General features: G+C 73.3%; 12 protein-coding genes and 1 pseudogene. 10 read left to right on the plus strand and 3 right to left on the minus strand.

Features of this window, described 5'->3' with window-relative positions; translation table 11 throughout:
* The first annotated feature begins 16 nt into the window (after positions 1–16).
* Both ACFPP6_RS07755 and cynR read left to right on the plus strand, forming a co-directional pair.
* Complete coding sequence (locus ACFPP6_RS07755; RefSeq protein WP_382038483.1) at positions 17–514, plus strand: NUDIX hydrolase; 498 nt, start codon at positions 17–19, stop codon at positions 512–514.
* A 74-nt stretch (positions 515–588) separates the two neighbouring features.
* Positions 589–1488, plus strand: coding sequence for a transcriptional regulator CynR (gene cynR / locus ACFPP6_RS07760; protein ID WP_382038485.1), 900 nt, complete (start codon positions 589–591; stop codon positions 1486–1488).
* On the opposite strand, the gene ACFPP6_RS07765 is transcribed toward cynR, so the two are convergent.
* Together ACFPP6_RS07765 and ACFPP6_RS07770 are read right to left on the minus strand one after the other, a co-directional pair.
* Positions 1436–2164: a DedA family protein gene (locus ACFPP6_RS07765; protein ID WP_382038487.1), complete on the minus strand. Its 729-nt coding sequence runs from the start codon at positions 2162–2164 to the stop codon at positions 1436–1438. The genes cynR and ACFPP6_RS07765 overlap by 53 nt on opposite strands.
* Positions 2165–2242: 78 nt before the next feature.
* Positions 2243–2611, minus strand: a complete 369-nt coding sequence (locus ACFPP6_RS07770; RefSeq protein WP_382038488.1) for a hypothetical protein — start codon at positions 2609–2611, stop codon at positions 2243–2245.
* Between the two features lie 616 nt (positions 2612–3227).
* Here ACFPP6_RS07770 and ACFPP6_RS07775 point away from each other — a divergent pair.
* From ACFPP6_RS07775 to ACFPP6_RS07810, 8 genes are all read left to right on the plus strand, one after another.
* Positions 3228–4580 carry an MFS transporter gene (locus tag ACFPP6_RS07775; RefSeq protein WP_382038489.1) on the plus strand — a complete coding sequence of 451 codons (1353 nt, stop codon included), beginning with the start codon at positions 3228–3230 and terminating at the stop codon, positions 4578–4580.
* A 261-nt stretch (positions 4581–4841) separates the two neighbouring features.
* A complete protein-coding gene (locus ACFPP6_RS07780; RefSeq protein WP_382038490.1) occupies positions 4842–6251 on the plus strand; it encodes an NADP-dependent succinic semialdehyde dehydrogenase in 1410 nt (469 codons plus the stop codon).
* A 271-nt stretch (positions 6252–6522) separates the two neighbouring features.
* Complete coding sequence (locus tag ACFPP6_RS07785; protein WP_382038492.1) at positions 6523–6630, plus strand: keywimysin-related RiPP; 108 nt, start codon at positions 6523–6525, stop codon at positions 6628–6630.
* Between the two features lie 78 nt (positions 6631–6708).
* Entirely contained in the window at positions 6709–8571 is a 1863-nt protein-coding gene (locus tag ACFPP6_RS07790) for a lasso peptide isopeptide bond-forming cyclase (protein WP_382038493.1), read from the plus strand.
* 31 nt (positions 8572–8602) lie between these two features.
* Positions 8603–8833, plus strand: a complete 231-nt coding sequence (locus ACFPP6_RS07795; RefSeq protein WP_382038495.1) for a lasso peptide biosynthesis PqqD family chaperone — start codon at positions 8603–8605, stop codon at positions 8831–8833.
* A gap of 34 nt (positions 8834–8867) precedes the next feature.
* Positions 8868–9284: a lasso peptide biosynthesis B2 protein gene (locus ACFPP6_RS07800; protein ID WP_382038497.1), complete on the plus strand. Its 417-nt coding sequence runs from the start codon at positions 8868–8870 to the stop codon at positions 9282–9284.
* Between the two features lie 4 nt (positions 9285–9288).
* A complete protein-coding gene (locus ACFPP6_RS07805) occupies positions 9289–11163 on the plus strand; it encodes an ABC transporter ATP-binding protein (protein WP_382038499.1) in 1875 nt (624 codons plus the stop codon).
* 104 nt (positions 11164–11267) lie between these two features.
* The gene (locus ACFPP6_RS07810; protein WP_382038501.1) at positions 11268–13160 is read left to right on the plus strand and encodes an ABC transporter ATP-binding protein; all 1893 of its coding nucleotides are present in this window, start codon (positions 11268–11270) and stop codon (positions 13158–13160) included.
* 94 nt (positions 13161–13254) lie between these two features.
* Here the strand turns inward: ACFPP6_RS07810 and ACFPP6_RS07815 are convergent.
* Positions 13255–13450 (minus strand): annotated as a pseudogene (locus ACFPP6_RS07815) (hypothetical protein); the annotation flags it as partial.

Here is a 13450-nt window from a genome sequence, read left to right on the forward strand (position 1 = left end):
CACTAGGCTCCTGCCTATGCCCACCCCCGATTTCATCCGGGACCTGCGCGCGACCGCGGGCCATCAGCTCCTCTGGATCCCCGGCGTGAGCGCCGTGGTCCTCGACGCCGAGGGCCGTGTGCTGCTCGGCCGCCGCTCGGACAACGGGCAGTGGGCGATCATCGGCGGCATCCCCGATCCCGGCGAGCAGCCCGCGGCGGCCATCGTGCGCGAGGTGTACGAGGAGACCGCCGTCCACTGCGTGGCGGAGCGCGTGCTGGTCGTGGAGGCCCTCGATCCCGTCACCTACCCCAACGGCGACGTCTGTCAGTTCATGGACACCTGTTTCCTGTGCCGGGCCGTGGACGGCGAGGCGTGCGTCAACGACGACGAGTCCCTGGAGGTGGGCTGGTTCGAGCCGGACGCCCTGCCGCCGATGCAGGAGTTCGCCGTGCGGCGCATCAAGCACGCGGCGGAGGCCGGGGCCACCTGGTTCGCGGGGATCGGAGAGGCCGACGGGGCGCGGCGCTCGTAGACGGCCGGACAGCACCCATAGGCGGCTTCCGGTGTGATCCGCAGCGGCCATCGGTGCTGTCTATAGTTGCGCGCATGGAACTGCGCCACCTCCGGTACCTGCTGGCCGTCGCCGAGCACGCGAACTTCACCCGCGCCGCGGAGGCCCTGCACGTCTCGCAGCCGACGCTGTCCCAGCAGATCAAGCAGCTGGAGCGGTCCCTGAGGGTCCAGCTGCTCGACCGGTCCGGGCGCACCGTACGCCTCACCGACGCCGGCGAGGCGTACACCCGGTACGCCCGCCACGCCCTGCAGGACCTCGCGGCGGGCGAGCGCGCGGTGCTGGACGTGCAGGACCTCTCGCGCGGCAGCCTGCGGCTGGCTGTGACGCCGACGTTCACCGCGTATCTGATCGGACCGCTCGTGGCGGAGTTCCACGCCCGGCACGCGGGGATCGCGCTGGACCTGCGCGAGATGGCGCAGGACCGGATCGAAGCGGCCCTCCTGGCCGACGAGCTGGACCTGGGCATCGCCTTCAGCGGTGCGCATCTGCCGGGGATCGCCGGCACCGACCTGTTCACCGAGACGCTCGCTCTCGTCGTCGGGCCGGATCACCCCTGCGCGGGCCGCAGCGAACCGCTGCCGGCGGCCGGGCTCGGTGACCACCCACTGGCCCTGCTCAGCCGCGACTTCGCCACCCGGGGGCACATCGACGCCTTCCTCACCGAGCAGGGCGTCACGCCGCGCATCGCCGTCGAGGCGAACTCGATCAACGCGCTCGCCGAGATCGTCGGCAGGAGCGCGCTGGCGACCGTGCTGCCCGAGGCCATCACCCGCGGGCCGTGGCGGCTGCACCCCGTGCCGGTCGCGCCGCCGCTGCCGGCGCGCACCGTCACGCTGCTGTGCCGGGAGGCGGGCTACCGCAGCGCCGCGGCGCGGGCCTTCACGGCTCTTGCCGGGCGCTGGGTGCGGGAGCAGGGCCGGCCTCCGGCGTGACGGCCCGGCGCCGCCCGCGGCTGCGCACCACTTCGAGGACGACGGGCAGCAGCGACAGCGCGACGACGGCGCCGACCACGGGCAGCAGGTAGCGGTCGATGTCGGGCACGACCGACCCCAGCCCGTAACCGGCGAGGACGAGGCCCACGGTCCACACCAGGCCGCCTGCCACCTGCCAGAGGGCGAAGGTGCGGGGCGCGACGCCCAGGGCCCCGGCGAGGGGGTTGAGCACGGTGCGCACGACGGGCACGAAGCGGGCGAGGACGATGGCGCGCGCGTGCCCGTAGCGGGCGAGGAGTTCCTCGGCCCGCTCGGCGCCCTCGTGGAGCTTGCGGCTGCGGGAGCGGCTCAGCAGCGCCCGGCCGCCGCGCCGTCCGAGGACGTAGCCGACCTGGGCGCCGGCGAGGGCGCCGGCCGCGGATGCGGCCAGCACCTGGGCGAGGTCCAGGTGCGGTCCGGAGTGGGTCCCGCTGCGGGCGAGCAGCCCGGCGGTGAAGAGCAGGGAGTCCCCGGGGAGGAAGAAGCCGATCAGCAGGCCGGTCTCGGCGAACATCACCACGGCGATGCCGAGGGCGCCGAAGGCGGTCAGCAAGGAGGAGGCGTCGAGGAGGTTGACCGCCAGACCGGTGGTCAGGTCGGCGGCGGGCGAAGCGGGCACGAGGGCGTGGCCTCCCATGATCGGGGTCGGGGCGGTGGCCCCGCCGCCCGCGGCCCTGCGGACGGCGGACGAGACTGTAGACGATGCGCCGGCCGGTTACGGGCGCATGCCACTCGCCCGGGCGATGGCGTCGACCTCGTGCCGGTCGCGCTCGCCGGAGTCCGCGCCGCCCGGAGGTCCGGCGTCCGAGGGCGTGCCGTGGGTGCCGACGACGACCTGCATGCCGTGCGGCCCGAGAAAACCGGCGAGTCTGGTGAGGACCCGGCCGAACTCAGGTGTGAACAACTCTTTTTCGCGCGGGGAGAAGGGAATGTCGACCCCGCGCTCCCGGTGCACGATCGCCTCGTTGAAGCCCTTCAGAATCCGCAGCAGCAGTGCGTAGGACTCCGGGTCGAGGCTCGTCTGGAGCTCGGCCAGGTAGAGCGCGAACTGCTTGGTGCGCTCCAAGAAGTTCCGGTCGTTCATACGGACATCGTCGCGAAGTTGCCCGCGGCACGTGGGTCTTTCGGCATCTTCGGGCGGGCTGTGGTCTGAAGAATGGATTCGGCGGAGAATCCGTGTTCTGTTCACGGGAATTCAGTCGCGGTTTTCACCCGTGCGGGGGAAGGCCGGTTGCCCCGGGGGAGTGGCGGGCCGAAGACCCGGAGATCCGCGGACCGGCGGAAGGGACGCGGGCGGCAGTGGCACGGCTTGGCCGGTACGCCGCCGCATGCCCCCGCCGAGACCACCCGTTCCGTGAACGGAATAACGGGGCACGAGAGTTCCAGCTCTCGAAGGAAGAGCCGGGCGCAATTCCCTTGTGCCGGTGTGCTCCGGGCGCTGCCGCCGCCCGGAATCTCACCCTGTTGATAACAGGTCGGCTTTGCTAACGTATCGCTGAGTACCCTTCCGAGCGCGGCCGGGGAGCTGCCGGGCACCAGTCGACCCAAGCATATGATCGGCCGCTCCGCCAAGTCACCGAGTGCGTCTGCTCCCGTGCGTGGGAACCCGGGCTGACGAGCCATTCGCTGGGGCGCACCGGCCCCCGACCGGGGCCGGAACCCATGATGTCCCCTCGCTCGGGCTGACTGCAGGGACGCACATGAGAACTCTTCGGGCGGTCCGCGAGTGCCCTCTCGCATTGCGATTGCTATTCATCAACCAGTGCGGCATCGATGCCGGTTTCTATCTGCTGATTCCCTTTCTGGCGACCTATATCGGGCATGATCTCGGAATGTCGGCAGCCGTCGTCGGGCTGGTCCTCGGAGTGCGCAACCTCAGCCAGCAGGGCATGTACATCATCGGCGGCACCGCGGCCGACCGGCTCGGGCCGCGCGTGGTCATCATCGCCGGGTGCGCCCTGCGGACCGTGGGCTTCACGCTCTTCTCCTTCGGCAACTCCCTGCCCCTGCTGCTCGCCGCCTCCGGCATCAGCGGTCTCGCCGCCGCGCTCTTCTACCCGGCCGTGCGCTCCTACGTCTCGCACGAGTCGGGCGAGCGGAAAGCCGAGGCGTTCGCTCTGCTCAACGTCTTCGCGACCATCGGCTCGCTCGTCGGGCTGCTCGCGGGCAGCGTGCTCTACCTGACCGACTTCCGGATCTGCGCCCTCACGGCGGCCGGGCTGTTCGCGGTGCTGACGGTCGCTCAGGCGTTCGTGCTCCCGGCGCGCGAGGTCGACGCGGAGCACGATCCGATCCTGCGGGAGCTGCGCGAGGTGCTCGGCAACCGGCGGTTCCTGTGCTTCGCCTTCGCCACCACCGGCATGTTCATCATGGAGAACCAGCTCTACATGCTGCTGCCGGACGGCGCCCAGCAGGCCTCGGGCTGGGGCGGGGCAGAAGCGTTGCTGCTGAGCGCCGGGGCGGTCGCCAACCTGCTGTTCCAGTTCCGGATCACCCGGAGCCTGGAGCAGCGCGGCGGCGGCATGCGCTGGGTGGGGGCCGGCATCGCCGTCATAGGGCTGGGCTTCGTCCCGCCGCTGCTGGTGTGCGACGCGGCGCCGCCGGACGGGGCGGGCGACGTGGTGCCCCGGCTCCTGGTCATGGTCTCGGCCTCGCTGCTGCTGTACTTCGGCGGGATGGTCGCCTATCCGCCGGTGCTGGGGCTGATCCCGCGGTTCGGCCGCGAGCGGCTGACGGGGACGTACTTCGGCCTGTTCTACGTGCTCTCCGGGGCGACGGCGGCCGGCGGGAACGCCGTGATCGGCTGGGTGATGGATGTCGGCGAGCGGACCGGGCGGGCCTGGCTGCCGTGGGTGTCGTGCCTGGCGTTCGGGCTGGCCTCCGGCTGTGCCGTGGCCTGGATGTACCGCTGCCGTGCGCTGCCGTGCCCGTACCCGGCGGTGGCCGGCGCGGGGGCGGAGAGCGGGGCGGGTGCCGGGGCGCAGGAGGCGATGCGGATGCTGCCCGGCCAGCAGCGGGTCGCGGACGATGCGGGGGAGCGCAGGACGGGGTGAGGGTGTAGAGCGGGTGAGAGCCGCAGGACGGAGTGGGAGCCGTAGGACGGGGCGAGAGCCGCGGGACGGGGTGAGGCCCGTACCGCTGAGCGGGCCCTCACCGGATGGGTCAAACGGTTCCCGACACCGGATTGACCCGCGCCCGGCGTGGTACAGGACGGAGGGGGCCCGCCCCCGGGTGCGCACGCCCCCGAGCGAGCCCCCGGGCACGTCCCCGTCGAGGCGCACTGGTCGAGGCATCGAGCTTGAGGAGGGCACCCCATGCCCATCGCAACGGTGAACCCCGCGAACGGCGAGACGCTCAGGTCGTTCGAGGAGATGGGAGCCGAGGAGATCGAGCAGTGCCTGGCCACGGCCGCCTCGGCGTTCCGCGGCTACCGCACCTCCGACCCGGCCGAGCGGGCCCGCCTGCTGAACCGGGCCGCGGACCTCCTGGAGCAGGACCGGGACGCCGTCGCCCGCACCATGACCACCGAGATGGGCAAGCCGTTGGCCGCCGCCCGCGCGGAGGCGGCGAAGTGCGTGAAGGCCATGCGCTGGTACGCCGGGAACGCGGCGGAGCTGCTGGCGGACGAGCGTCCGCCGCAGCCCGAGGTCGACGACTCCGGGGCCTCGCTCGCCCGCGTCCGCTACCGCCCGCTGGGCGTGGTCCTCGCCGTCATGCCGTGGAACTTCCCCCTGTGGCAGGTGATCCGCTTCGCCGCCCCCGCCCTCATGGCCGGCAACGTGGGCCTGCTCAAGCACGCATCGAACGTGCCGCAGACCGCGCTCTACCTCGGCGACCTCTTCCGCCGCGCGGGCTTCCCCGAGGGCTGCTTCCAGACCCTGCTCGTGGGCTCCCGCGCCGTCGAGGGCATCCTGCGCGACCCCAGGGTCGCCGCGGCGACCCTCACCGGCAGCGAGCCCGCCGGGCGCTCGGTCGCGTCGATCGCCGGTGACGAGGTGAAGAAGACCGTCCTCGAACTGGGCGGCAGCGACCCGTACGTCGTGATGCCGTCGGCCGACCTCGACCGCGCCGTGCGGACCGCGGTCACGGCCCGCGTCCAGAACAACGGCCAGTCGTGCATCGCCGCCAAGCGCTTCATCGTCCACGCCGACGTCCACGACGCCTTCCTCGAACGCTTCGCCGCCCGGATGGCCGCGCTGACCGTCGGCGACCCCATGGAGGAGGCCACCGACGTCGGCCCCCTCGCCAGCGAGCAGGGCCGCGCCGACCTCGAGGAACTGGTGGACGACGCCGTGCGGCGCGGCGCGACCGCCCTGTGCGGCGGCCGGCGGCCCAAGGAACACCCGAAGGGCTGGTTCTACGAGCCGACGGTCCTCACCGGCATCACCCCCGACATGCGCATCCACCGCGAGGAGGCCTTCGGGCCGGTGGCGACCGTCTACCGCGTGGCGGACGTCGACGAGGCCGTCGACCTGGCCAACGACACCCCCTTCGGCCTGAGTTCGAACGTCTGGACAAGGGACGAGGCCGAACAGGAACGCTTCGCCCGCGACATCGAGGCGGGCGGCGTCTTCTTCAACGGCATGACGGCCTCCCACCCCGCCCTGCCCTTCGGCGGCGTCAAGCGCTCGGGCTACGGCCGCGAGCTGTCGGGCCACGGCATCAAGGAGTTCTGCAACGTGACCACGGTGTGGCACGGGAAGGAGCCGGCGGCGGGAGCGTGACCTTCTCCCTCCCGAAAGATTAACGATTCTCCTCACGGATTTTTCCGTTTTCGCAGGTGGTGTGAGGGGTCGTGCAACGGTGGCGCGGAGGAGCGGCGCGCCCCCGGCGTAACCCCATGGCCGCGGCCGGGACGTTGTGACGATGTGCTTGTCGTACTTACGGTGAGTGCCGCGGATCCACCGCCGGATATCCGGTACGGATTTCAACGGACTCCGCAGCAGGCGCCTGTCGTAGTCGCACCACCATCCCTCGAAAAGAAGGAGAACGGTCATGACGTACGAGCGTCCCACCCTTGCCAAGGCCGGCAGCTTCCGCAAGGTGACCGGCCTCAAGGACCGCGGCCCGAAGGACGTCCTGGGCGGCAAGCAGGTCCTCTGACCTGAGAGCGGGTGGCGGCCACGGGCCGCCACCCGCCTTCTTCCGCCCCGGATCGTCGCCGACGGAAGGCCGTGCTCCATGGATCAGTCCCTGTCGCTCCGTTCCGTGCCCGCCTGGTTCGTCGTCCTGCCCGACACCGACGCGGCGGCCGCCCCCGCCGCCAAGGCGCTCTCCTTCGCCTCCCGCAGCCTGTGCCACGCCTCCGGACGGCCCTGGGTCGTCGGCCGCTGGGACCCGGAGACGGTCGTGACGGGCGCGCACCGGGACACGCGGGTCGTGGTGATGGGGGAGCACGCCGTCACGGCACCGGACGCCGAACGGGCCGCCGCCTCGGCGACCGGCACCGCCTCGGCGTCCGGGCTGGACCGCCTCGCCGCCCGGGCCGGCAGCTTCCACCTGATGGCCAGCTGCGCGGGCCGGATCCGGATACAGGCCGGTGTCGTCGCCCTGCGGCGCGTCTTCCACGCCGAGGCCGCGACGCCCGGCCGACCGGTGAGCCTGGCGTCCGACCGGGCCGACGTGCTCGCCGAACTGGTGGGCGCCGGCCTCGACGAGCCTCGCATCGCCCTCGAAATGCTCGCCTCCGGCGTGCCGTACCCGTGGCACGGCGATGCCCTGTGGCGGGGTGTGCACGCCGTGCCCGGCGGCCACCGCCTGACGCTCGACGAGGGAGGCCGGGCCCGCACCGCCCGGTGGTGGTCACCGCCCGACCCCGTCGTCCCGCTCGCCGCGGGCGCCGTGCACCTGAGGGAAGAACTCGCCGAAGCCGTCGCCGTACGTACCCGCGGACGTGACCTGGTCACGTCCGACCTGGGCGGCCTGGACTCCACCGCGGTGTGCTGCACGGCGGCCCGCGGCGGCACCAAGGTCGTCGCCTACACGGCCGCCGTCCACGACGAAGCCGGCGACGACGTGTACTGGGCCGAGCGGACCGTGCGGGCGCTCGGCGGCGTCGAGCACCACGTCGTACCGGCCCGCGAGGTGGCCATGACGTTCGACGGCATCGACACCCTCGGGGACGTCCTCGACACGCCCAGCATCCTCACCGTCGACCGCAACCGCCGCATGGGCATCGTCGAACGGGCCGCGGCCCGCGGATCCGGCCTCCACCTCACCGGCCTGGGCGGCGACGAACTCTTGGCCGGCACGCCCGCCCGGCTCCACACGCTCCTGCTCACCCACCCCTTCGTCGCGCTGCAGGCGATACGGGGGTACGCCGCCAAATACCGCTGGAGCCGGCGGGCCGTGCTGGGCCGGCTCCTGGACCGCAGGTCCTACGGAGCCTGGCTCGACCGCCTCGCCCGCGACCTGACGGGGCCCGCCGCCCCCGTGGACGAGCCGTTGCTCGACTGGGCCGTTCCGCCCCGGATGCCGCCGTGGGCCACGCCCGACGCGGTCTGCGCCGCACGGGAACTGCTCCTCACCCGCCGGACCCCCGCCGGACCCCGGGGCCGGGACCGCGGCGAACACCGCGAACTGGTCGCCATGGACGGGATCTCCCAGTGGGTCCGGCACATCGGGCAGATGGCCGCCCCCCTGGGCATCGCGGTCTCCGCGCCCTACTACGACACCCGCGTCATCGAGGCGGCCCTCGCGGTCCGCCCGCAGGAGCGGATCACCCCCTGGCGGTACAAGCCGCTCATCGTCGAGGCCATGCGCGGCGTCGTGCCGGAGGCCGGACGCACCCGCGGCACCAAGGCCAACGCGACCTTCGAGGAGGAGGCCGGGCTGCGCCGCAACCGCCGGGCGCTGCTGGCCCTGTGCGAGGACTCCCGGCTGGTCCGGCTCGGCCTGGCCGACGGGAAGACGCTGCACGAATGGTGCCGCCGCGCCCTCTCCGCGGAGACGGAGAGCTACCGGCTCCACCCCACCGTCGCCTGCGAAGTGTGGCTGCGCTCGCGGGAGACGACGCCCCTGCCCGCCGCCGACCGGGAGGCGTGAACCGGTGCCCGCACTCAAGCCTGGTGTCCTGATGACCGAGACCGAGTACGGCATGGCGCTGCTCGACCAGGAGAGCGCCGAGTACTGGACGCTCAACCCGACGGCCGCCCTCGTCCTGCGGACGGTGCTGGACGGCCACGGCCCGGAGCGCGCCGCCGAGCTCCTCACGGCGCGCTTCGACGGCGTCGACGCCGCACTGGCCGGGGAGGACGTCCGCCGCATCATCGGCGAGCTGAACGCGGCAGGACTGCTCACCCCGTAGGACGCCCAGCTCCCTGCCGATCTGGAGGCACGCCGTGTCGACACCGGAAGCGATCCCCTACCACCCCCGTTCGATCCCTGCGGCCCGCCGGTGGACGGCCCGGCTGGCCGTCGGCTGCGCCCACCTGCTGGCGACCCAGCCGCCCGCCCGGATACGCGCCGTCCTGCGCGGGCTGCGGCGCGGCGCCCGGCCCGCCACGCTCGCCGAGGCGAGCACGGCGCGGCGGACGGTGCTCGCCGTGAGCCTCGCCGCCGGAGGACACAAGGGGTGCCTGCCCCGCTCCCTGGCCACCGTGCTGCTCTGCCGGTGGTACGGCCAGTGGCCCACCTGGTGCGTCGGGGTGCGCAACCGGCCGCCGTTCGCCGCGCACGCCTGGGTGGAGGCCGAAGGGGTCCTCGTCGGCGAAGGCGCCCCGGCCGACTACTTCCAGCGCTTCTTCACGGTGGAGTGAGCCGATGGCCGCGCCGCCCTCCGTGGAGTCGCCCCGCACCGGCCCCGCAGTACCCCCGGGGGCCGGTGCGCCGGGGGACAGGGGACGCTCGTGGCCCGGGCAGCGGGCCCTGCTGAGCCATCTGCGCCCGCAGCGCCGGCGCATGGCCGCGGGCGTCCTCCTGGGACTCGTCGGCAGCGTCATGGGCCTGGCCCAGCCGCTGGCCGCCAAGCGCGTCGTCGACGACATGGGCCGGGGAGCGCCGGCGGCCGGCCCCGTCCTCGTGCTCAGCCTGCTGGTGGTTGCCGGGGCGGTCCTCGCGGGGCTGGGGTACTACGTGCTCCAGCACTCGGCCGAGTCCATCGTCTGCACCGCCCGCCGCCGGCTGACGGACCGCCTCCTGCGGCTGCGCGTGCCCGTGGTGGAGAGCGCCGAGCCCGGGGACCTGATCGCCCGCGTGACCTCCGACACGACGCTGCTGCGCCAGACCGCGCCCCAGGCGGTGTCGGCGGCGGTCACCGGCACCCTGGTCACCGCCGCGACGGTCGTCATGATGGGCCTCCTCGACGCCGTCCTGCTGGCCGTCACCCTCGCCGTGGTCGCCTTCGTCGGCGTGGTCGTCGCCCTCGTGGCACCGCGGATCGGCCGCGCGACCCGCCACACGCAGGAGGCCGTGGGGTGCATCGGGGCGGCGCTGGAGCGGGCTCTGGGCGCCTTCCGGACCGTCAAGGCGTCGGGTGCAGAGCAGCGGGAGGCGGAAGCGCTGCGCCGGGCGGCCGAACGCGCCCGGCGCGCCGGGATCCGGGCCGCGGCCTGGGAAGCCGTGTCGGCGACGACGTCCGCGGTGGTCGTCCAGGTCTGCTTCCTCGTGGTGCTCGGGGTGGGGGGTGCGCGCGTCACCTCCGGTGCGACGGACGTCTCCACGCTCGTCGCCTTCCTGCTCTACCTCTTCGCCCTCGCCCCGCGCATCGGCCAGCTGGTGGAAGGCGTCGGCCAGGTCCAGGTGGGATCCGCGGCCGCGGACCGTATCGCCCAGGTCGAACAGCTGGAGACGGAGGATCAGGACACCGGGAAGCCGGAGCCGGAGAAACGGGAGTCGGAGAAGCGGGAGAAGCCCGGAGCCCCGGAGGGCCGGGGGAGGAGCTGCGACGAGGGCGTCCGGCCGCCCCTCAGCGTGTCGTTCGACGAGGTGAGCTTCGCCTACCGCCCCGGACTGCCCCGCGTCCACCACCGGGTCTCCTTCACCGTGCCCGCGCGCGGCCTGACCGCGTTCGTCGGCCCGTCCGGCGCGGGAAAGACCACGGTCTTCTCCCTGATCGAGCGCTTCTACGAGCAGGATTCCGGCCGGGTGCTCCTGGGCGGCGAGGACGTGCGGCAGTGGCCGCTGGACCGGCTCCGCGCGTCCATCGGCTACGTGGAGCAGGACGTCCCCGTCCTCGCCGGCACCCTGCGCGACAACCTGACGCTGGGCACCCCCGACCCGGGCCCCGGGGAGCTCGCCCGCGTCGTGCGGCTGGCCCGCCTGGACCTGCTGGCGGACCGCCTGCCGGACGGACTGGACACCGACGTCGGCCACCGCGGCAGCCGCCTCTCCGGCGGCGAACGCCAACGCGTGGCGATCGCCCGCGCCCTGCTCCGCCGCCCGGGCCTGCTCCTGCTGGACGAGGCCACGTCCCAGCTCGACGCCGCCAACGAGGCGGCGCTGCGCGACACGATCACCGACACCGCCCGCCGCACCACCGTCCTGGTGGTCGCCCACCGGCTCTCCACCGTGACCACGGCGGACCGGATCGTGGTCATGGAGGCCGGACGCGTCCGGGCGGTCGGTACCCATGCGGAGCTGCTCGCGTACGACGCGCTCTACCGAGGCCTGGCGAGCACGCAGCTGCTCGGTCCGTAGCCCCTGTGCTTCCGGGCGCCCCCGGTCCGTCTGTGCAACGCTTGATCTCAAGTTTGGTTGAGGTTCTAGCGTGTCAGGCATACGACGACACCGGAGGAGCCCTCATGAGCATGGAAGTCACCGCCTGGAACTCGCTGCACAGCGCGATGAACGCAAAGGACGGCCGGGGGCGCTTCTCCCGGGCCACGCTGCGCCGCATCGGCGGCTTCGCGCGGCCGCACCGCAGGAGAATCGGGCAGTTCCTGCTCCTGAGCGTGGCCATGGCGTTGCTTGCCGTGGCCACGCCGATCCTGGCCGGGCGGGTGGTCGGCGCCATCGTGCGCGGCGACGACGCCGGCACGGTCACCCGGCTCGCGCTCCTCATCGCCGTGATCGCCGTCGCCGAAGCCGGCCTGGGGCTGCTCACGCGCTGGCTCTCCGCCACTCTCGGCGAGGGGCTCATCCTCGACCTGCGGACCGCGGTCTTCGACCACGTCCAGCGGATGCCGGTCGCCTTCTTCACCCGTACCCGCACCGGCGCCCTCGTCAGCCGGCTCAACAACGACGTCATCGGCGCCCAGCGCGCCTTCAGCAACACCCTCTCCGGGGTCGTCGCCAACACCGTCACCCTGCTCCTGACGCTCGGCGTGATGCTCAGCATCTCCTGGCAGATCACGCTGCTCGCCCTCGTCCTGCTGCCGGTGTTCGTCCTGCCCGCCCGGCGGATGGGCTCGCGCATGGCCGGGCTGCAGCGCGAGGCCGCCCGTCACAACGCCGCCATGAGCAACCAGATGACCGAGCGGTTCTCCGCACCCGGCGCCACCCTCGTCAAGCTGTTCGGGCGGCCCGCGGAGGAGTCGGCCGAGTTCGCCTCCCGGGCCCGCGCGGTGCGTGACATCGGCGTGCGCACCGCCATGGCCCAGTCGGCGTTCATCACCGCCCTCACGCTCGTCTCCGCCCTGGCACTGGCCCTGGTCTACGGGCTCGGCGGCTTCTACGCGCTGCACGGCCGGCTGGAGCCGGGGGCCGTCGTCGCGCTCGCCCTGCTCCTCACCCGCCTCTACGCCCCGCTGACCGCCCTCGCCGGCGCCCGCGTCGAGGTGATGAGCGCCCTCGTCAGCTTCGAGCGCGTCTTCGAGATCCTCGACCTCAAGCCGCTGATCACCGAGAAGCCGGACGCCCGGAAGGTGCCGGACGGGCCGGTCTCGGTCGAGTTCGACGGCGTCCGGTTCGGCTACCCGGCCGCCGACAAGGTCTCCCTCGCCTCCCTGGAGGACGTCGCAGGCCTGGACGCCCGCGGCGGCACCGAAGTCCTGCACGGCATCTCCTTCCGCGCCGAACCGGGCCGGATGGTGGCCCTGGTCGGCTCCTCCGGCGCGGGGAAGTCGACCATCGCGCAGCTGCTGCCCCGGCTGTACGACACCGACGCCGGGTCCGTACGCCTCGGCGGCGTCGACGTCCGCGACCTGAGCGCCGAGTCCGTCCGCGAGACGCTCGGCATGGTCACCCAGGACGGCCACCTCTTCCACGACACCGTCCGCGCCAACCTGCTCCTCGCCCGGCCGGAGGCCACCGAGGAGGAGATCTGGGACGCGCTGCGGCGGGCCCGGCTCGACGGGCTCGTGGCCGCCCTGCCCGACGGCCTGGACACGGTCGTCGGAGAGCGCGGCTACCGCCTCTCCGGCGGCGAGCGGCAGCGGCTGACCATCGCCCGCCTGCTGCTGGCCCGCCAGCGCGTCGTCATCCTCGACGAGGCGACCGCCCACCTCGACTCCACCTCCGAGGCCGCCGTCCAGGAGGCGCTGGCCGAGGCCCTGGAAGGCCGTACCGCCGTGGTGATCGCCCACCGGCTGTCCACCGTGCGGGCGGCCGACCTGATCCTCGTCGTCGAGGACGGCCGGGTCGTCGAACGCGGCACCCACGGCGAGCTGCTGGCCGCGGGTGGACGCTACGAGGAGCTGTACCGCACGCAGTTCGCGCGCGCGGAGGCGGACGGGGAGGCGGAGCCCGTCCACTGACGGGCGGCCCGAGGCGCTCGGCTTGCCGAACGAGAGGCCTCCCGGCCGGCGAAATGCCGACCGGGAGGCCTCTCGTTTCGGGTGGGACGCGCCGCTACTCGCCCTGGCGGAGCGTCAGGGCCGCGCGCTTGACGGCCGCGGCGACGGCCTCCGTGGCCTTCGGGTTGAAGACGCTGGGGATGATGTAGTTCGCGTTGAGCTCGTCCTCGGCGACGACGTCGGCGAGGGCGCGGGCGGCGGCGAGCATCATGTCGGTGTTGACCGTGCGGGACTGTGCGTCGAGGAGGCCG

Origin of the sequence: Streptomyces aureoversilis (genome assembly GCF_042657885.1) — a bacterium.
In the GTDB taxonomy this organism is placed as follows: domain Bacteria; phylum Actinomycetota; class Actinomycetes; order Streptomycetales; family Streptomycetaceae; genus Streptomyces; species Streptomyces aureoversilis.